Source organism: Bradyrhizobium sp. CCGUVB14, assembly GCF_024199935.1.
In the GTDB taxonomy this organism is placed as follows: Bacteria; Pseudomonadota; Alphaproteobacteria; order Rhizobiales; family Xanthobacteraceae; genus Bradyrhizobium.
On the sequence record NZ_JANADS010000001.1, the window covers coordinates 6,399,681 to 6,419,346 of the forward strand.

Consider the following 19,666-nt stretch of genomic DNA (forward strand, 5'->3'; position numbering starts at 1 on the left):
GTCGCGACCTGAATATACTTAGAATCCGTCGGCGCCCAGGCGCTTTGCTGCCCGCACCGCCTGCGCTGACGAGGCCGACTGCGTCCACAGCATGATCCAGAAGCAGACGATCGCGACCGTGAGCAGGTCGAATCCGTCCACGAACGCAACGCCCGCGACCGCCACCGCGAAGGGAATGGCGATCGCCATTGTCAGCATCACCGCGATCATCATCGCGGGCAAATCGACGATGAGGATGGCGGCGTAGAGCGCCGCCTCGAAGAAGGCATAGACCTTCAGTCGCGGCGCGCAGAGATAGAGCGCGTACATCGCGAGCACGGTGATGCGCATCGCGGCGTCGGGATGATCCAGCAACCAGTCGTCGAGCGCCCTCAGCGGCGAGATCTTCTTACCCCTGCCCTGTGCCCTGACCATGCGCCACACGACAACAGCGAGCGGCGCGAGCAGAAGCGCGACAGCAATGAGCCCGTAGAGCGCGGCAACGACCGGCTTGCTGTCGGCGAGTGACACGCGGTCCGCAAGCGTCTGGGCGAAGAAGAGCAGCGACGGATTGTCCTCGCCTCCCGGCGAATGCTGTTCGGGAATCTGGCCGAGGATCGCGTTCAGCCAGCTTGAAGACAGCTCCGGGTAGAACACCACCGACACCAGAATCGGCAGCGCGAACATGCCGGCCGCCACCGCGATCAGGACGAGCTTGCGACGTCTCGATTGCGGCAGCAGATAGAGCGCGGCGAGGACCGGGACGAAGACCAGCTTGAACGAGGTGACGAGACCGAGCAGGGCCGCACCGGCGAGCTGCGGCACGAAGCTCGCGTCGCCGTGCCCTTCGGACTGCGCGGGACGCAGCAGCAGCGCAAGCGATGCAGCCGTCAGCAGGCCGCTGAGCATCGCGAAATTGCCGCTCGCCAAAACCCATTCAAACCCGAGAAATCCGCCGAGCGCGAACACGCCACGCAGCACGGCATCGCGCGGGCGCTCGCGCCTCCCGCCGAGACCGGGCAGCAGCAGCACGCAGATCAACCCAAGAACGAGATAGATGGCCTTGTAGTGCGCGACCAGAAAGCCGCCGGCACAGAGCGGCCGAAAGGCATCGAGGGTGACTGGAAGATAGGGATAGGAAAGATCGGTGTCCTTCAGGTTTCTGACGAAATAGGGATCGCGTCCCTCGCGATGGGCGTCCACCGCCGCGCAGTTCACCCGCACGTCCGAGCCGAAGGTGTTGTTGACGCTGAGATCGACGGCGACGGCGGTGGGAAGCAATATGGCCAAAATCAGCAGGAAGCGGCTCAGCCGGCCCCTCGGCGGCATCCCGGCCGCAAGCGGCCGCCCCTCACCCGCATCTGCGGACGAGGCAACGCTCGTCATGGACGCACGCCGTGTTGCTCGAGACGCGTCGGCTCGGCGCGAAAATCGAGCAACAGGATCCAGAAGCACATCAGCGCGACCGCGACCTGGACGAAGCCACCTTCGATCGTGATCCCCGTGATCGAGACCAGCGTCGGCACGGCAACGCCGATGGTCAGCACGGCTGCAAGGGCCGCGGCCGGAAGATCGACGATCAGGACGGCGGCGTAGACCGCGAGCTCGAAGAGCGCATATTCCTTCAGGCGCGGCGAGCAGAGATAGAGGCCGTACATCGCAAGCACCGTGATCCGCATCGCGGCCTGCGGATGATCGATCAGCCAGCGGTCGAGGCGCGCCGGCAACGATCCCTCATTGTTGCGGATCGCACGCAGCAGCGACCAGCCGAGCGGCGCGAGCACGAATGCGGTCGCCGCCAGCGCGTAAATGGCGAACACGAGCGGCTTGCTGTCGACGAGGCCGACCCGGTCCACGATGGTCTGGGCCAACAGCAGCAGCGACGGATTGGTTTCCTCGATCTGGACCGAATGCTGACCGGGGATCCCGCCCGTGATCGCGAGCAGCCAGCTCGCGAACAAGTCTGGATAGAAGACGACCGAAGCCAGGATCGGCAACGCGAAGCCGAGGCCCGCCACGATCATCAGGACGAGTTTCCGCCGCCGCGACAGCGGCAGGAAATAGAGCGCGGCCAGGACCGGGCAGAACACCAGCTTGAACGACATCACGAGACCGAGCAGCGCCGCCCCTGCAATCCGAAGGACGTCATTTCGATCGTCGGGCTTCGCGGGGCGAAGCAGAAGGGCTAGCGCTGCGGCTGTCAGTCCGCCGCCCAGGATCGCGAAATTGCCCGAGGCCAGCACCCATTCGAAGCCGACGAAGGCGCCGAGCACGTAGAGGCTCCTCAGCGCCACATCACGCAGACTGCGCGTCCGGCCGATCCCGGGCAGCACCAGGCCGCAGAGCACGGCGATGACGAGAAAGACGCCGCGGTGGTGCCCGACGAGAAAGCCGCCCGCGCACAGCGGACGAAAGGCGTCCAGCGTCACCGGCAGATAGGGATAAGAGAGCTTGGTGCCCTTCAGATTCTTCACGTAGTACGGATCGAGCCCGTCGGCATGCGCATCGACGGCCGCGCAGTTGACGCGGACGTCCCAGCCGTAATTCACATCGAGCGCGCTATCGTTGGCGAGATTGCCGATCACCAGCACCGCCACCAACGCGATCAGGCAGGCAAGCCAGGCGTTGCGCTTGCCGGCCATGTCGGCCGACGGTCCCGACCATCGTGCAGTTCCGGTGATGTCGGACACGTCTGATACCTGCCTATTCCCAAAGTTCCCTCGGCGCCTGACCCGGCGCCCGGTCTGGCCACATTGGACAGGATGCGTTGCGGATTCATCTCTCCGATGGGTTGTCCCCGCGGTTATGGTGAATCTCTGGTTTCCAACCATCGCCTATCGCGACGCGCGGGCAGCCAGCCAGGCATCGAGCGCCTCGCGCGTGTCCTGCGTCGCTGCCATCCGTGCGAACTGCTCGCTTTCGATGGCGAGGCCCTCCGCGATCGAGACGTTGAGGCCGCGGGTGGCAGCGGTGATGACCCGGGCCACCGCAAGAGGCGAATGCCGCGTGATGCGGTCGGCCAGCGTCAGAGCGGCATCCAGGAGCTGCTCGTGCGGGACGACGCGATTGACCAATCCAATCTCGAGCGCACGTTGCGACGAAAAGGAATCGCCGGTCAGAAGATATTCCAGCGCCCGCTTCCGGCCCGCGAGCCGCGGCAGGCGCTGCGTGCCGCCGAAGGTCGGCGTGATGCCGATCGCGATCTCCGGCTTTGCAAATGTGGCGCGCTCGCTGGCGATTGCGAGATGCACGGCTTCGGTAATCTCGCAACCGCCGCCGAAGGCGATGCCGTTGACGGCGGCGATGACCGGTTTCGGAAACGCTTCCATGCGCGCCGTCATCGCCTGCCCGCGCCGCACGAAGGCTTTTGCCGCGGCATCGGGACCGGCCTTCACGCTCTCGGAGAACTCGGCGATGTCGGCGCCCGCGGAGAAGGCGCGATCTCCGGCGCCGGTCAGCACGACCGCGCGAATGTCTTCGTCGTCCTCAATGCGATCGAGCGTCGTCATCAGCTGATCGATCAGCGCGTAGCTCAGCGCATTGAGCTTGTTCGGGCGGTTGAACGTCAGCAATGCGACGGCGCCGCGTGTTTCCGAGAGTACGAGATCAGGCAAGTGCAGGCTCCTTCCAGGCGCGAACAGGCGCGGAAGTCAGCCACAGCGGTTCTGTTGTGTATACTCACTAGGCGGTATACATTGCGCCGATGGCGCCAAGGGGTGACAGCACACGCGAGCAGATCGTCGTCGCGGCGACGCGCCTGTTCTATGGCGAGGGCATCAGGGCGGTCAGCATGGATGCCGTCGCCGAGAAGGCGGGCGTCACCAAGAAGACGCTCTATTATCACTTCACCAGCAAGGACGAGCTCGTCGCCGAAACCATCGCAGCCCGGGACCAGCCGACGCTGGAGCTCTACATGCGCTGGTTCGCCGAGACCGACGGAACGGTAGCGGACAAGGTCCGCGGTCTCTTCACCAGGCTCGGCAAATCAATGGATACGCCGAAGTGGCGCGGCTGCGGCTTCCTGCGCACCATCGCCGAGCTCGCCAACACGCCCGCACACCCCGCGGTCAAGGCCGGCGCGGCCCACAAGAAGCGTTTCGAGGCGTGGCTGGAGACGGAGCTACGTGACCACGGCATTCACGGCGCGGCGGGACTTGCGCGGCAGATCGTGATCCTGCTCGACGGCGCCACGACCGTGATGCTGATCCATCGCGATCTCGATTATGTCGACACGGCCGGCCGACTGGCGCTCGATTTGGTCGAACGGGCACGTCGCGCGGGCTGATCTCGGGCTGGCTGGGCCAGCGACGTCTTCACCATTTGTTGTCCGTCCCCGGCCCCGCCGGACAGCCATCCCAAAACATGGGTTGTGCGATGCAGCATGTACCTTAGATATGGCCTTTGAAATCAGGGGTGAGCTGCTTGTCCGACGTCAATGCCGACGACTGGGTGTCCTCCGGACACCGTCCGATGGGATTTCCCGAATTCGTTGTCGTGATTGCGTCCATCATGGCGCTGAATCCGCTGGCGATGGACATGATGCTGCCGGCGCTGCCCAATATCGGGGCGGCCTTCGGCATTCCCAACGCCAATCATCTCCAGCTCGTGCTGTCGACCTTCCTGATCGGCTTCGGTGCCGGTCAATTCGTCATGGGTCCATTGTCCGACCGGTTCGGGCGCCGGCCTGTGCTGCTCGGCGGCATGGCGGTCTATGCGGTGGCGAGCGTGCTGGCGGTCGCGGCGCCCTCGTTCGAGACGCTGCTGCTCGCGCGCGCGCTGCAAGGCCTCGGCACCTCGGCGACGCGCGTGATCGCGACCTCGATCGTGCGCGACTGCTATGCCGGCCGCCGCATGGCGAGCGTGATGTCGCTTGCCATGATGATCTTCATCGCCGTCCCCGTGATCGCGCCCTCGTTCGGACAGGCTGTGCTGCTGGTCACGCAATGGCGCGGCATTTTCGTCGTGCTGATGCTCTACGGCATCATCGCGCTGGCGTGGAGCGTGTGGCGGCTTCCGGAGACGCTGCCCGAGACGGAGCGCAGGTCGCTCGCGCCCGCCGACGTGCTCTCGGCCTTCCGCCAGACCGTCACCAACCGCCAGACCATCGGCTATGCGTCGGCCGCCGGCGCCGTCATGGGCGCGCTGTTCGCCTTCGTGTTCTCGGCCCAGCAGGTGTTCACCGGCATCTATCATCTCGGCCACTACTTCCCGCTCGCCTTCGCCGCGATCGCGGCCGGCACAGCGGTCGCCGGCTTCCTCAACGCAAAACTGGTCGGGCGGCTCGGCATGCGCGTGATCTCGCACGGCGCGCTGACGCTCTACACCGTGGTCGCCGGCGTGATGCTGCTGACCGAGATCCTCGGCGTGCTGCCGCTTCCGCTGTTCATGGTGCTGTCGGCGCTGATGATGTTCTCGTTCGGCATGATGGTCGCCAATTTCACCGCGCTTGCGATGGAGCCGCAGGGCCACATCGCTGGCACGGCCTCCTCGCTCTACGGCTCGATCACGACGCTGATCGGCATCGTGGTCGGAACAGCGATCGGCCAGAGTTTCGACGGCACGCTGCTGCCGTTCTCGATCGGATTCTTCCTGTCGACGCTTGCGGCGCTGGCGATCGTTCTGGTGGTGGAGAAGGGGCGGCTGTTCAAGCCGCATCATCGCCCGATCGTGTGAGGAACTTCGCAGGCGCCTCGATGTTGTCCTGCAGCATTTTCGAGAGGTCGCCTCATGGAACCGAAACGCAACGAAACCGATCACGCGTCGGAACCGACTGAGGCGCAGCGAAAGGCTGTTGGCGCCAAGCAGCCCGCCTTCACACCTCCCTTCGCAAGCGAAGGCCTTGAACGGGTGCGCGACAGCCACTGCTGAGAGATGCGCCCTATTCCGGGCTGCGCCGGCTGGCGCCGAACTCCAGCTCTGCGCTTTCGGGCGATGCGCCGCTGTTCGCACGCGGGGGCACCATCAGCACGATGACGTCCCGGCTCAGGCCCGGCCGGCCCCATAGCGAGGCCTGCACGGTGAATTCCCGCCGGACAAAACTCCCGGCGCGCGAAGACACAAATTCCATCCAGCGGCCGCAATAATCCTGGCCACGGAAGCAGAGCGCGGCCCAGCCGCGATCGAGCGTCGTCTTTCGCGGCAGGCCCCAATCGTACTGGTGCTCGAACGGCCGCGCATAATGCGGATGATCGGGGCTGTAGAAGGCCGTGGCGAAGGCGAGCGAATCGTCGCCGCTGACGGCGCCGAGCGGCTCGCCGGTCAGCTCGCGCCATTGCCGGGTGAGCTCGCCAGCCGCTTGCGCGTAAAGGTTCCGTCCCTCTTCATAACCGCGGCTGTTGCGATAGACGGCATGGATTGGTGCGGCGACCAGCACGGCGACAAGCGCAACGCACGCGACAATGACCGTGACATTGACGGTGTAGAACCGTTCGAGCGGATAACGGGCACCACAGACGATCAGCACGACGAACAGGAACAATCCCTGTAGGGCCCATAGCGACGGCAAATCCGTCCCCATCGCGAGCGCGGTGAGGACCGGCAGAGCGATGGTACCGATGGCCACGTAGAAGAGAAGCCGAAGGCTCGGGCTCATCGCGACGAAGTCGGCCGGGAACTGTTTGAGGCGCGTGCCCGCGATGAGCACCCAGAGCACGGCTGCGACGCTGATGGCCGCGACCAATCCCAGCAGGAAATTCGTCACGTCGTCGAGCGAGCTGACGGCATTGCCGTTGGCATGGTTCAGCGCGTAGGTGAAGGTCGATGCCCCCGTGGTCGCGAGCCAGTAGATGTGCGGCGACAACACTGCGAGTCCCGTGACGACCGAGATCCACGGCGACGCGGAGGTGAAATAGGCGCGTCGCGCCGGGTGCGCCAGCGCGGCGAATGCAAAGCTCGTGAGCAGGAAGATCGAGTAATATTTTCCGACCATGGCGAGCGCCGCGGTGCATCCAAGCGCGACCGCCCACACGGCGGACCTGGTCTCGAACGCGCGCAGAAAGCACCATGTGGCGAGCGGCCAGGTCGCGAGCAGCACGGCGTTGGCGTTGAAGCGTTGGGCGTGGAATTGATAGGCCGGCGTCAGCATCAGCAGCAGCAGCACCAGGATGCGCTTGTGCCCGGTCACGAATTGCCGCGCGACGCAATCGACGAAGACCAGCGCGAGGCCCGCGTTCACCATCGCCATCAGTTGCAGCGACCAGTCGCTGACCGGGAAGACGGCGGTCCAGCTGGCTGCGATCCAGCCCATCAGCGGCGGATGCTTGTGATAGCCGAACGCGAAGTGCCGCCCCAGTGTCCAGGCTTCGAGCGTATCGGGATGCAGGCCGCCGCCGGCATAGGCGATGGCGAGATACAGCGTCCAGACCACAACGAAGCACGCAATGAGAAGCGGCACGGCCCAGCCGGCCTCCACGCCGTCGAGCCAGCGCAGCAGCGGCCGCCGCCAGCGCGCCGGCGCGCGATCCGACCGTTCGGCCATCGCCTGGAGTGCAAAATCGATCGGCACGGGAATCAGATCAACAGATTCAAAACGATGGAAGGGAAAGTGATACTCGAAGACGAGCCATCTATTTCAGTTTGGAAACAAATAGCAATCATTGGAGTCTGGAAGACTTAAAAGCTCCCCGGCTTTCACCTCCGCGGGGACCGCCAGGAGACACCGGCGCCGCTGATCACGGTGGCGCCGCGTGCTGATCGGCACCAAAGGTGCAGGAAGCACCCTCGCCCGGTCCCGGCGTGCCTCACTCGGACTTGTCGATGTTCCAGAACACCGGGGTGGCCGGGCCGTCGATGACGCCGGTCAGCGACTTGCGCCATGCGCTCGGCGACTGATACTGGCCGAGCGGTATGTACAGCACCTGGTCGTAGGCTTCCTTCTGGATCTCGGCCGCAATCTTCTTCTGCTCGTCAAGCGAGGCGGCGCGGACGAAGGCGTCCTTCAACTGTTCCACCTTGGCGTCCTCCGGCCAGCCGAACCAGCCGCCCTTCGTGCCCTGCCCACCGACGGCGATGTTGGAAATCGGGTTCGAGGCGTCGGCGCTGACAAAGTTTGTGACGAACATGTTCCAGCCGCCCTCCTTCGGAGGCTTCTGGCTGGCGCGCCGGCTTACCACCGTCTGCCAATCGGTGGCCTGCAAATCAACCTTGAAGCCGGCTTCGCGTAGGTGCTGGGCCATTACGATCGGTTGAGCCTTCAGCGTCACGACGTCGCCCGGCGCCATGAGCACGACCGGTGTGCCGTCGTAGCCCGACTCGGCGAGCGCCTTTCTGGCCGCAGCCATGTCGCCGCCCTTCGCAAGGACCTCACCGCCAATCTCCGTCGCGAACGGCGTGTCGCAGATGAAGGCCGCAGCGCACGTCTTGTAGTATTTGGGATTGCCGATCAGAGCATCGAGCACGTCCTTCTGGTTGACCGCCAGGAATGCCGCGCGACGAACCTTGACGTTGTCGAATGGCGGATGGAGGAAATTCATCCGCGCACCAGTCTGGAATCCGAACTTGTTCAGGATATCGACCTTGAGGTCCTTGTCGGCCTCAATGGTGGGCAACATTTCGATGGCAGGCACTTCCATGAAATCGATGTCGCCCGACTGCAGCGCGTTCAACGCCGTCTGCGCGTCCGGCATGGTGATCCATTCGACGCGGTCGACCTTCACCACCTTGCCGCCGGCCGTCCAGCTCGGCGGCTCCTTGCGTGGTACGTAATCAGTGTTCTTGACATAGACCGACTTCACGCCCGGCTGGAATTCAGTCGGAACGAATTTGAAGGGACCGGAGCCGATCTGCTCGGGAATCTGCTTGTCCACCGGGGTATCGGCCAGACGCTTCGGCATCATGAAAGCGACGCGCGAGGACGGCTTGCCGATCGCGTCCAGCACCAGCGCATATGGCTCCTTCAGCTTCAGCGTGATCGTCTTGAGGTCAGTCGCCTCGAGACTCGCGGTGAACAGCATCATCTGCTGCCCCATGCTGTCGACGGCGGCCCAGCGCTTCAGCGAGGCGACGCAGTCTTCCGCCGTCACCGGCGTACCGTCATGCCACTTCAGGCCATCGCGCAGCGTAAAGGTGTAGGTCAGCTTGTCGTCGGAGACCTTCCAGTCCGCCATCTGCGGCTGGATCTTGAAGTTGGAATCCGTCGCGATCAGCGTGTCGTAGACCATGTAGCCATGGTCACGTGCGATATAGGCGCTGGTGAAAATCGGATCGAGGATGCGCAGATCCGAATGCATCACCGCGGTAATGGTCTTGCCCGCGGCAAGTACCGGCGTGGCCAGTGCCGTGGAAAGGGCCACGACCGAAACTGCAAGTTTGGAGGCGAACGACCGACGCCCCCGACGCATGAGATGGAACACTGAAGTTCTCCTGGCGAGCGGCTGGCCGACGAACGGCGCCGCTGTTGACAGCGGCGCCGCGTAACGTTCGAGACGAGAGGCGCGAGACGCCCCGTTCCCTTGTTTGACTTGGCCTTACTCCGACTTGTCGATGTTCCAGAAGATCGGGGTCGCCGGGCCGTCGAGCACGCCGGACAGCGACTTCCGCCACGCGCTCGGCGCCAGGTATTGACCAAGCGGGATGTAGATCACTTGGTCATAGGCTTCCTTCTGGATCTCGGTCGCGATCTTCTTCTGATCGTCGAGCGAGGCCGCGCGGACGAAGTCGTCCTTCAGCTTCTCGATCTTGGCGTCTTCCGCCCAGCCGAACCAGCCGCCCTTCTTGCCTTGGCCGCCGATCGAGAGATTGGAGATCGGATTGGACACGTCGGCGCTGACCCAGTTGGTGAAGAACATGTTCCAGCCGCCCTCCTTCGGGGGCTTCTGGCTGGCTCTGCGGCTCACCACCGTCTGCCAGTCGGTCGCCTGCGCATCGACCTTGAAGCCGGCTTCGCGGAGCAGCTGCACCGCGACGGTCGGCTGCGCCTTCAGCGTGACGACATCGCCGGGAACCATGACCACGACGGGCGTGCCGTCATAGCCGGACTCGGCGAGCGCCTTCTTGGCTTCCGCCATGCCGCTGCCCTTGACCAGCGTCTCGGAACCGACGTCGGTCGCGAACGGCGTATCGCAGATGAAGAAGGCGCCGCAGATCTTGTAGTACTTCGGGTTGCCGACCAGCGCGTCGAGCACGTCCTTCTGGTTCATCGCCAGGAAGGCGGCGCGGCGGATCTTCGGATTGTCGAAGGGCGGATAGAGGAAGTTCATGCGACCGAGCGTCTGGTAGCCGAACTTGTTCAGCGTCTCGACCTTGAGGTCGGAATTGCCTTCAAGCACGGGGAGCAGATCCCACGGCGGCACTTCCATGAAGTCGATGTCACCCGATTGCAGCGCGTTCACCGCGGTCTGCGAGTCCGGCATGGTGATCCACTCGACGCGATCGACCTTCACCACCTTGCCGCCGGCGGTCCAGCTCGCCGGCTCCTTGCGCGGCACGTAGTCGGTGTTCTTGACGTAGACCGCCTTCACGCCGGGCTGGAATTCGCCCTGCACGAACTTGAACGGACCGGAGCCGATCTGCTCGGGGATCTGCTTGTCCGGCGGCGTCTCGGCGAGGCGCTTCGGCATCATGAAGGGCACGCGCGAGGACGGCTTGCCGATCGAATCCAGCACGAGGCCGTAGGGTTCCTTCAGCTTCAGCGTGATGGTCTTGGCGTCGGTCGCCTCGATGCTGGCCGTGAAGGTCATCATCTGCTGGCCCATGCCGTCGACGGCGGCCCAGCGCTTCAGCGAGGCGACGCAATCCTCGGCGGTGACCGGCGTGCCGTCATGCCACTTCAGGCCGTCGCGCAGCGTGAAGGTGTAGGTGAGCTTGTCGTCGGAGATCTTCCAATCCGCCATCTGCGGCTGGATCTTGAAGTTCGCATCCGTCGTGATCAGCGTGTCGTAAACCATGTAGCCATGGTCACGCGTGATGTAGGCGGTGGTGAAGATCGGATCGATGATGCGCAGATCCGAATGCATCACCGCGGTGATGGTCTTGCCGGCCGCAAATACCGGCGATGCCATCGCCGTCGAGAGCGCGACGACCGACAGCGCGAGTGTGGAGGCGAACGCGCGTCGCCCCCGGCGCATCAAGCTCAACATAGAAAGTTTCTCCTGACGTGAAACTGTTCAAAGGCGGGTTATTGGTTGAGCATTCGGTTCGTTCCCTAGGCGAACTAACCTCATGCAATGCCTTTATCTTTCGAGACTTGCAGACAGTCTTGAGCGCGTCAATCCGGTTTCGGTGCAAGCCCTTGCGGCGCATGCACGGGCTCCACAAAGATCGGTTTGGCTCTACAACTCTCCCCGCTTGTCCTGCCCGCGCTGATGCAATGCGCATTCCATCTTTCGAAGCTTGAGAGACATTAAGATGAATCCAGCCAATCTTCCCTTCGATTCCGAGGCGATGCTCGAGGGCCTGCGCACCTGGGTGGAATGCGAAAGCCCGACCTGGGATGCGGGCGCGGTCAACCGCATGCTCGATATCGCAGCGCGGGATATGGCGATCATGGGTGCGACCATCGAGCGCATCGCCGGCCGTCAGGGCTTTGGCGGCGTCGTTCGCGCACGCTTCCCGCATCCCAGGCAAGGCGAGCCCGGCATCCTGATCGCCGGGCACATGGATACCGTCCACCCGGTCGGCACCATCGAGAAGCTGAAATGGCGGCGCGAGGGCAACAAGTGCTACGGCCCCGGCATCTACGACATGAAGGGCGGCAACTATCTCTCGCTGGAAGCGATCCGGCAGCTGGCGCGCGCGGCCTTCACCACGCCGCTTCCGATCACCATCCTGTTCACGCCGGACGAGGAAGTCGGCACGCCCTCCACGCGCGACATCATCGAAGCGGAAGCCGCGCGCAACAAATATGTGCTGGTGCCCGAGCCCGGCCGCGCCGACAACGGCGTCACCACCGGACGATACGCGATCGCGCGCTTCAATCTGGAGGCGACGGGGCGGCCGAGCCACGCCGGCGCGACCTTGTCGGCGGGACGCTCGGCGATCCGCGAGATGGCACGGCAGATTCTTGCGATCGACGCGATGACGAGCGACGACTGCACCTTCTCGGTCGGTGTCGTGCATGGCGGGCAATGGGTCAATTGCGTTGCCACGACCGCCACCGGTGAAGCGCTGTCCATGGCCAAGCGCCAGGCCGATCTCGACCGCGGCGTCGAACGGATGCTTGCGCTCTCGGGCACGGCGAATGATGTCTCCTTCAAGGTGACACGCGGCGTGACGCGGCCGGTGTGGGAGCCCGACGCCGGTACCATGGCGCTGTATGAAAAGGCGCGCGGCATCGCCAAATCTCTTGGCGCGGAATTACCGCATGCGAGCTCCGGCGGCGGCTCCGACGGCAACTTCACGGGCGCGATGGGCATCCCGACGCTCGACGGCCTCGGCGTACGTGGCGGCAATGGCCACACGCTCGAAGAGTTCATCGAGGTCGATAGCCTGGTCGAACGCGGTCGCCTGATGGCGGGACTGCTGGCGACGCTCGAGTAAATTGAATCAACTTCGCACTGCACAATGCGTTGGCAGTCGCGGATGAAATTTAGCCTTGTCTAAAAATGAGGCGCATCGTACTGCTCGATGGTCCACGCGACGATGCGGGAGAGATCGCAATGAAGGCATCCAGCTTTCATTGCGGCGCCGACGGAGCAACCGCCCCGGAAACTCTCAGGCAAAAGGACTGTATCGTCAGGACGATCTGGAGAGAGACGGCACGATCGACGTCGTGACGTCCACCGAAGGGGATAGTCTGCGCAGGTCTCGTGAGGTTCTGCCTCGTCGAGGTCCGCGCCGGATCAAGCTCTCAGGTAACCGTGACAGATGGGGCGCCGCCAACGGCTTTCGGGCCGGCGGTTAGCCTATCCTAACTCACGGGAGCCCCTGCTCAACATGACACATATTGCCATCATCGGCGCCGGCATCACCGGCGTGACGACTGCCTATGCTCTGCTCGAACGCGGCTTTGAGGTCACGGTGCTCGACAAGCATCGCTACGCCGCGATGGAGACCTCGTTTGCGAACGGCGGACAGCTCTCCGCCAGCAATGCCGAGGTGTGGAACAGCACCGCAACGATCCTCAAAGGCCTGCGCTGGATGTTCCGGCGCGATGCGCCGCTCTTGATGAACCCGCGCCCGAACTGGCACAAATATTCGTGGATGAGCGAGTTCGTCGCCAATATCGGCAACTACCGCGCCAATACGATTCTGACGACGCGGCTCGCGATCGAAGCCCGCAAGCACCTGTTCGAGATCGCGACGCGCGAAGGCATCGACTTCGATCTCGAACGCCGCGGCATCCTCCACATCTATCACGACAAGAAGGGTTTTGAATCCGGCCTGCGCGTCAATGCGCTGCTGCAGGAAGGCGGACTCGATCGGCACCCGGTGACGCCGGAAGAAATCCACACGATCGAGCCGACGCTGCGCAAGGATTATTACGGCGGCTTCTACACGCCGTCGGATGCCACCGGCGACATCCACAAGTTCACGCGCGGGCTGGCAGAGGCCTGCAAGCGGCGCGGCGCAACCTTCATCCATGAGGCCAATATCGATTCCATCGCGCAAGCTCGCGGCGGCTTCGTCATCGGCTGGGCCGATCTCAGCGCAAGCGACGCGGTCGCCTCCGCGCGCGGCATGCTGAAGGTCGATGGCGTCGTGGTCTGCGCCGGCGTTGCCAGCCGTCATTTCGCGGCGATGCTCGACGAGCGCGTCAATGTCTATCCGGTGAAGGGTTATTCGATCACCGTCCAGCTCGACACCGCCGAGAGCCGCAATGCGACGCCGACCGTCAGCCTGCTCGACGAGGCCGCCAAGATCGTCACCAGCCGGCTCGGCGCCGATCGTTTTCGTGTGGCCGGCACGGCCGAGTTCAACGACTTCAACCGCGATATCCGCGCCGATCGCGTGCAGCCGCTGGTCGACTGGGTGCGCAGCAACTTTCCGGCGGTCGAGACGTCTCGCATCATTCCGTGGGCCGGGCTCAGGCCGATGATGCCGAACATGATGCCGGTGGTGCGCGCGGGCCGGATGCCCGGCGTGTTCTTCAACACCGGCCACGGCCATCTCGGCTGGACCTTGTCGGCCGCGACCGCGCAGATGATCGCCGGAACCATCGACGGCTGGCGCGGGCTCAACGCACCGCCAACCGTCCCCTCATTTCGGGGCGAACTTGGGGTTGAGCGCGAGATGCGTCGTGCATCCTGAGTGGTCGCAAATCGATGCGGGGCGGCCCCTTGCGACCGCCCTGCCCTTGGCACACAATTTGCCCCACGAGGACGGCTCTCCGGCCGGGTCTTCCAGCCCGAGAGACAGGCGCGCATGATAGACACGACCGAATCCACGGGCGCCTCTCGGCCCCCCACAATCTGCAGCCGGAGATAGGTGCATGCTAGGTTATCTCATTCGCCGCGTTCTGGCTGCGGTGCCCGTGATGGGCGTCGTGGCGCTGTTCGTGTTCCTGCTGCTGCGGCTGACGCCCGGCGACCCCGCCGCGATCCTCGCCGGCGACAATGCGACACCGGAACGGCTGGAACGCATCCGCACCTCGCTCGGCCTCAATGAACCCCTCATCGTGCAGTTCGTCACCTGGGTCGGCAAGCTGCTGCACGGCGACCTGGGAACCTCCCTGATTTCCAACCTGCCGGTCATGAAGATGATCGGCCAGCGCGTCGAGCCGTCGATCTCGATCGCGCTGTCGACCATCATCCTCGCCGTCATCGTTGCGGTGCCGCTCGGCGTCATCGCGGCCTGGAAGCACGGCACCTGGATCGACCGTTTCGTGATGGGCCTGTCCGTGCTCGGCTTCTCGGTGCCGGTGTTCGTGGTCGGCTATGTCCTGATCGAGGTCTTTGCGATCGACCTGCGCTGGGTGCCGGTGCAGGGCTTCAAGAGCATCTCTGCCGGCTTCGGCGCGTTCTTCGAGCGCATCATCCTGCCGACCTGCGCGCTCTCCTTCATCTACATCGCGCTGATCGCGCGCATGACGCGCGCCGCGATGCTCGATGTGCTCGGCGAGGATTACGTGCGAACGGCGCGCGCCAAGGGCATCAACGAGGTCGCGGTGATGATGCGGCACGCGCTGCGGAACGCCGCCGTGCCCGTGATCACCGTGATCGGCACCGGCTTCGCGCTCCTGATCTCCGGCGTCGTCGTCACCGAGAGCGTGTTCAACATCCCCGGCATCGGCCGCCTCACCGTGGATGCGGTGCTGGCGCGCGACTATCCGGTGATCCAGGCGATGATCCTGCTGACGTCGCTGATCTACGTCGTCGTCAACCTCCTGATCGACGTCGCCTACACGCTGCTCGATCCCCGGATCCGGTACTGAGGCAAGGACAACAACAAGATGTCAGTCGATACCCTTCCCCAGTCGTCCATCCCGATCACGTCGCCGCTGCGGCCGCGTTTCGGCTTCCTCACCTCGACGCCGATCATCGCCACGGCGACGGTGTTGCTCGCGCTGATCGTGCTGATCTCGGTCCTGGCGCCGTTGATCGCCCCGCACGATCCGATCCAGCTCGCGCCGTCGCAGCGGCTCAAGCCCGCGTCGGCGCAATTCCTGCTCGGCACCGACGCCTACGGCCGCGACCTGTTGTCGCGCGTCATCTATGGCGGCCGCATCTCGCTCCTGATCGGCATCGGCTCGGCGATCCTCTCGATCGCCATTGGCCTTGTGATCGGTCTCGTCTCCGGCTTCTTCAAGCTGATCGATTCCGTCCTGATGCGCATCATGGACGGCCTGATGGCGATGCCGAGCATCCTGCTTGCAATCGCCGTGGTGTCGCTGTCCGGCGCCAGCATCTGGACGGTGCTGGTGGCGATCACGATCCCCGAAATCCCGCGCGTGGCGCGCCTGGTGCGCTCGGTCGTCCTGTCGGCGCGTGAGGAGCCCTATGTGGAAGCCGCGATCTCGGTCGGCTCCTCGCTGCCGAAGATCATGTGGCGGCACCTGATGCCGAACACGATTGCGCCGCTGATCGTCCAGGGCACCTATGTCTGCGCGTCGGCGATCCTCACCGAGGCCATCCTCTCCTTCCTCGGCGCCGGCATCTCGCCGGAGACGCCGACCTGGGGCAACATCATGGCCGAGGGCCGCCAGTATTTTCAGCTCAAGCCGACGCTGATCTTCTGGCCGGGCCTGCTGCTCTCGATCGCCATCCTCAGCATCAACCTGATCGGCGACGCAGCCCGCGACGCACTCGATCCCCGCATGAAGCAGCGGGAGGGCAAATAATGACCGATCAAGTGATGACCAAAGACATCGTTCTCGACATCAACAACCTCGTCGTCTCCGTCGGCAAGAAGCCGGGCGGTGCGAAAATCATCGACGGCATCTCGATCCAGGTCCACCAGGGCGAGACGCTGTGCCTGGTCGGCGAAAGCGGCTCGGGCAAGTCGGTGACCTCGCTGACCACGATGGGCCTGCTGCCGAAGGGCACACTGGTTCCGACCAGTGGCAGCGTAAAACTCGTCGGCGAGGAGATCCTCACCGCGACCGACCGCCGCCTGCGCCAGTTGCGCGCGACGAAGATGGCGATGATCTTCCAGGAGCCGATGACCGCGCTCAATCCGGTCGTGCCGGTCGGCCGACAGATCGACGAAGTCTTGCGCGCCCACACCAAGCTCGACGCGAAGGCACGGAAGAAGCGCATCCTCGACATGATGGAGCAGGTCCACCTGCCTCAGGTCGAGCGCATCTTCGCCTCCTACCCGCATCGGCTCTCCGGCGGCCAGCGCCAGCGCATCATGATCGCGATGGCGCTGGTGCTGGAGCCGAAGCTGCTGATTGCCGACGAGCCGACCACCGCGCTCGACGTCACCACGCAGAAGCAGATCCTGTCCCTGATCCGCGAGCTGCAGCGCGATCACGGCACCGCCGTGCTGTTCATCACCCACGACATGGGCGTGGTCGCCGAGATCGCGGACCGCGTCGCGGTGATGCGGCAGGGTCGCCTGGTCGAGACCGGCCAGCTCGAGACCGTGCTGCGCAACCCCACGATGGAATACACCCGCAATTTGCTCGCTTCGGTGCCGAGCCTGGTGCCGCGGCCGCCGCGCGAGGAGAGCAAGGAGCCGGTGGTGCTCGAGGCCAATGATCTCAGCAAGATCTACAAGGAGCGCGCGTTCTTCGGCAAAGGCCGCGAGGTCGTCGCCGCCGACAAGGTGACGCTGACGCTGCGCAAGGGCCGCACGCTCGGCATCGTCGGTGAAAGCGGCTCGGGCAAGTCGACGGTAGCGCGCTGCATCGTCCGCCTGATCGATCCGACCTCCGGCGGCGTACGGCTGGCCGGCCGCGAGATCTCCGATATCTCGCGACGCCTGCTGCAGCCGCACCGGCAGAAGATCCAGATCGTGTTCCAGGACCCCTACCGCTCGCTCAACCCGCGCATCACCGTCGGCGAGAGCATCGCGGAAGGCCCGATCAACTACGGCACCTCGCATGCCGCTGCGATGAAGCGCGCGCGCGAGCTGCTCGAACTCGTCGGCCTGCCGGCCGATGCTGTGTCGCGCTATCCGCACCAGTTCTCCGGCGGCCAGCGCCAGCGCATCGCCATTGCCCGCGCGCTCGCGCTCGATCCGGACGTGCTGGTCGCGGACGAAGCGGTCTCCGCGCTCGACGTCTCCGTGCAGGCGCAGGTGCTGGAACTGCTCGACGAGATCCAGAAGCGGCTCGGCATCGCCATCCTGTTCATCACCCACGATCTGCGCGTCGCAGCCCAAATCTGCGACGAGGTCGTGGTGATGCAGCACGGCCGCGTCGTCGAGCAAGGCCGGGCCGCCGAGGTGCTGACGCATCCGCAGGAGGCCTATACCAAGGCCCTTCTGGATGCGGCACCAGGACGCAACTGGGACTTTGCGAATTTCCGGCCGGTGTCGGAGGGTGTGGGGGCTGCGCTGTAGCGGCACTCTCGGCTGTCGCCCCGGCGCACGCCGGGACCCATATCGCGGAATATATCGATCGCGCCTGGCTAATCCCGAACGACCAGCCTTCGCCAAACTCCTCCCTGGGGTTATGGGTCCCCGCGTTCGCGGGGACGACACCGAGAATGTGGAAGCGGCGTCGCTCACCAACCACCGCATCCGCAGCATTCCCAAAACAGCCTGAGGCCATGCGTGGCGCGACTGCTTCCCACCTTGCCCTCGCCGCAGCGCCATGGCTAATTTCGCGCAACTTTCAACGCTGGACTTGCATTGATGACACGCATCGCCGTCGGCGGCTTCCTGCACGAGACCAACACCTTCGCCCCGACGAAGGCGACGTTCGCGGACTTCCAGCATGGCGGCGGCTGGCCGGCGATGACCACAGGTCCCGACGTGCTGAAGGTAATGCGGCGCATCAATGTCGGGCTGGCCGGTTTCGTCGACAGCGCCGAGGCTAATGGCTGGGAACTCGTTCCGACGATTGCCTGCGGCGCGAGTCCCTCGGCGCATGTCACCAAGGATGCGTTCGAGCGCATCGTGAAGGTCATGGTGGACGGCATCGCAGCCGCCGGCCCTCTCGACGCCGTCTATCTCGATCTGCATGGCGCCATGGTCACCGAGCACCTCGATGACGGCGAAGGCGAGATCCTGGCGCGCGTCCGTCGCGTCATCGGCAAGGATGTCCCGCTGGTCGCGAGCCTCGACCTTCACGCCAACGTCACGCCCGAAATGATGGAACATGCGGACGCGCTGATCGCCTACCGCACCTATCCCCACGTCGACATGGCCGAGACCGGCCGTGCCTCGGCCAAGCACCTTGCTCTGCTTCTGAAGACAAAGCAGCGCTTCGCAAAATCGTTCCGGCAGTTGCCGTTCCTGATCGCGATCAGCTGGCAATGCACCAACGACTTTCCGACCAAGGGCATCTACGAGAAGCTCGCAGCGCTGGAGAACGATGCGGTTCCCACGCTCTCCTTCGCGCCGGGTTTTCCAGCCGCCGATTTCCGCGATTGCGGGCCGAGCGTGTTCGCCTACGGCAGGACGCAAGAAGATGCCGACCGCGCGGCAGATGCGATCGTCAGACTGATCGAAAGCCACGAGGACGATTTCGACGGCAAGATCTGGTCGCCCGATGACGGCGTCCGCCACGCCATGGAACTCTCGAAGAACGCCAGCAAGCCGATCATCATCGCCGACACCCAGGACAATCCCGGTGCCGGTGGTGATTCCGACACTACCGGCATGCTGCGCGCGCTGGTGCGCAACAAGGCGAGCGCAGCGACCGGCGCCATCTACGATCCGGTCTCCGCCAAGGCCGCGCATGCAGCCGGCGTCGGCGCCACCGTGACGCTCTCGCTCGGCGGCAAGTCCGGCATTCCCGGCGACGAGCCCTATACCGAGACCTTCGTCGTCGAAAAGCTCTCCGACGGCCGCTTCATCGCGCCCGGCCCTTACTATGGCGGCCGCGAGATGGAGATGGGCCCGTCCGCGGCCTTGCGCATCGGCGATGTCCGCGTCGTCGTCTCCTCGCACAAGGCGCAGCTCGCCGATCAGGCGATGTACCGCTATGTCGGCATCGAGCCGACGACAGAGAAGATTCTGGTCAACAAGAGCTCGGTGCATTTCCGTGCCGATTTTGAGCCGATCGCGGAAAAGCTGATGATCTGCGCAGCGCCCGGCGCGATGCCGGCCGACACCGCCACCCTGACCTGGACGCGCCTGCGGCCGGGAATCCGCATCAAGCCAAACGGCCCCGCTTTCGCGCCCAAATCTCGCTAATCAAGTC

Annotated in this window: 14 protein-coding genes and 2 riboswitches; of the genes, 8 read left to right on the forward strand and 6 right to left on the reverse strand. The window is 64.5% G+C overall.

Annotated elements, in window-relative coordinates; all coding sequences use genetic code 11:
- Window positions 1–18 precede the first annotated feature (18 nt).
- From NLM32_RS30075 to NLM32_RS30085, 3 genes are all read right to left on the reverse strand, one after another.
- Window positions 19–1,365: a hypothetical protein gene (locus NLM32_RS30075; RefSeq protein ID WP_254132377.1), complete on the reverse strand. Its 1,347-nt coding sequence runs from the start codon at window positions 1,363–1,365 to the stop codon at window positions 19–21.
- Window positions 1,362–2,669: a hypothetical protein gene (locus NLM32_RS30080; protein ID WP_254132378.1), complete on the reverse strand. Its 1,308-nt coding sequence runs from the start codon at window positions 2,667–2,669 to the stop codon at window positions 1,362–1,364. Before NLM32_RS30080 ends, NLM32_RS30075 begins: the two co-directional genes overlap by 4 nt.
- 144 nt (window positions 2,670–2,813) lie before the next feature.
- The gene (locus NLM32_RS30085; RefSeq protein WP_254132379.1) at window positions 2,814–3,593 is read right to left on the reverse strand and encodes a crotonase/enoyl-CoA hydratase family protein; all 780 of its coding nucleotides are present in this window, start codon (window positions 3,591–3,593) and stop codon (window positions 2,814–2,816) included.
- A gap of 89 nt (window positions 3,594–3,682) precedes the next feature.
- On the opposite strand from NLM32_RS30085, the gene NLM32_RS30090 reads away from it, so the two are divergent.
- On the forward strand, window positions 3,683–4,264 hold the full coding sequence (locus NLM32_RS30090; RefSeq protein ID WP_254132380.1) for a TetR/AcrR family transcriptional regulator: 582 nt from the start codon (window positions 3,683–3,685) through the stop codon (window positions 4,262–4,264).
- Between the two features lie 137 nt (window positions 4,265–4,401).
- Window positions 4,402–5,652 carry a multidrug effflux MFS transporter gene (locus tag NLM32_RS30095; RefSeq protein WP_254132381.1) on the forward strand — a complete coding sequence of 417 codons (1,251 nt, stop codon included), beginning with the start codon at window positions 4,402–4,404 and terminating at the stop codon, window positions 5,650–5,652.
- 205 nt (window positions 5,653–5,857) lie between these two features.
- On the opposite strand, the gene NLM32_RS30100 is transcribed toward NLM32_RS30095, so the two are convergent.
- From NLM32_RS30100 to NLM32_RS30110, 3 genes are all read right to left on the reverse strand, one after another.
- The gene (locus tag NLM32_RS30100) at window positions 5,858–7,456 is read right to left on the reverse strand and encodes a glycosyltransferase family 39 protein (protein WP_254135454.1); all 1,599 of its coding nucleotides are present in this window, start codon (window positions 7,454–7,456) and stop codon (window positions 5,858–5,860) included.
- A 262-nt stretch (window positions 7,457–7,718) separates the two neighbouring features.
- Window positions 7,719–9,329, reverse strand: a complete 1,611-nt coding sequence (locus NLM32_RS30105) for an ABC transporter substrate-binding protein (RefSeq protein WP_254132382.1) — start codon at window positions 9,327–9,329, stop codon at window positions 7,719–7,721.
- Window positions 9,330–9,443: 114 nt separating this feature from the next.
- The gene (locus tag NLM32_RS30110) at window positions 9,444–11,054 is read right to left on the reverse strand and encodes an ABC transporter substrate-binding protein (RefSeq protein ID WP_254132383.1); all 1,611 of its coding nucleotides are present in this window, start codon (window positions 11,052–11,054) and stop codon (window positions 9,444–9,446) included.
- Window positions 11,055–11,322: 268 nt separating this feature from the next.
- Here NLM32_RS30110 and NLM32_RS30115 point away from each other — a divergent pair, with 268 nt between their 5' ends.
- The 6 genes from NLM32_RS30115 to NLM32_RS30140 all read left to right on the forward strand — a co-directional run bounded on the left by NLM32_RS30115 (window position 11,323) and on the right by NLM32_RS30140 (window position 19,659).
- Complete coding sequence (locus NLM32_RS30115; protein WP_254132384.1) at window positions 11,323–12,453, forward strand: M20/M25/M40 family metallo-hydrolase; 1,131 nt, start codon at window positions 11,323–11,325, stop codon at window positions 12,451–12,453.
- A gap of 95 nt (window positions 12,454–12,548) precedes the next feature.
- Window positions 12,549–12,653, forward strand: a riboswitch (glycine riboswitch).
- A 3-nt stretch (window positions 12,654–12,656) separates the two neighbouring features.
- Window positions 12,657–12,782, forward strand: a riboswitch (glycine riboswitch).
- Window positions 12,783–12,849: 67 nt separating this feature from the next.
- Window positions 12,850–14,163, forward strand: a complete 1,314-nt coding sequence (locus NLM32_RS30120) for a D-amino acid dehydrogenase (protein ID WP_254132385.1) — start codon at window positions 12,850–12,852, stop codon at window positions 14,161–14,163.
- A 181-nt stretch (window positions 14,164–14,344) separates the two neighbouring features.
- On the forward strand, window positions 14,345–15,286 hold the full coding sequence (locus tag NLM32_RS30125) for an ABC transporter permease (protein WP_254132386.1): 942 nt from the start codon (window positions 14,345–14,347) through the stop codon (window positions 15,284–15,286).
- A gap of 18 nt (window positions 15,287–15,304) precedes the next feature.
- Window positions 15,305–16,192: an ABC transporter permease gene (locus tag NLM32_RS30130; RefSeq protein WP_254132387.1), complete on the forward strand. Its 888-nt coding sequence runs from the start codon at window positions 15,305–15,307 to the stop codon at window positions 16,190–16,192.
- Window positions 16,192–17,859: an ABC transporter ATP-binding protein gene (locus NLM32_RS30135; RefSeq protein ID WP_375143581.1), complete on the forward strand. Its 1,668-nt coding sequence runs from the start codon at window positions 16,192–16,194 to the stop codon at window positions 17,857–17,859. Before NLM32_RS30130 ends, NLM32_RS30135 begins: the two co-directional genes overlap by 1 nt.
- Window positions 17,860–18,153: 294 nt before the next feature.
- Window positions 18,154–19,659, forward strand: a complete 1,506-nt coding sequence (locus tag NLM32_RS30140; protein WP_254132388.1) for a M81 family metallopeptidase — start codon at window positions 18,154–18,156, stop codon at window positions 19,657–19,659.
- Window positions 19,660–19,666 lie beyond the last annotated feature (7 nt).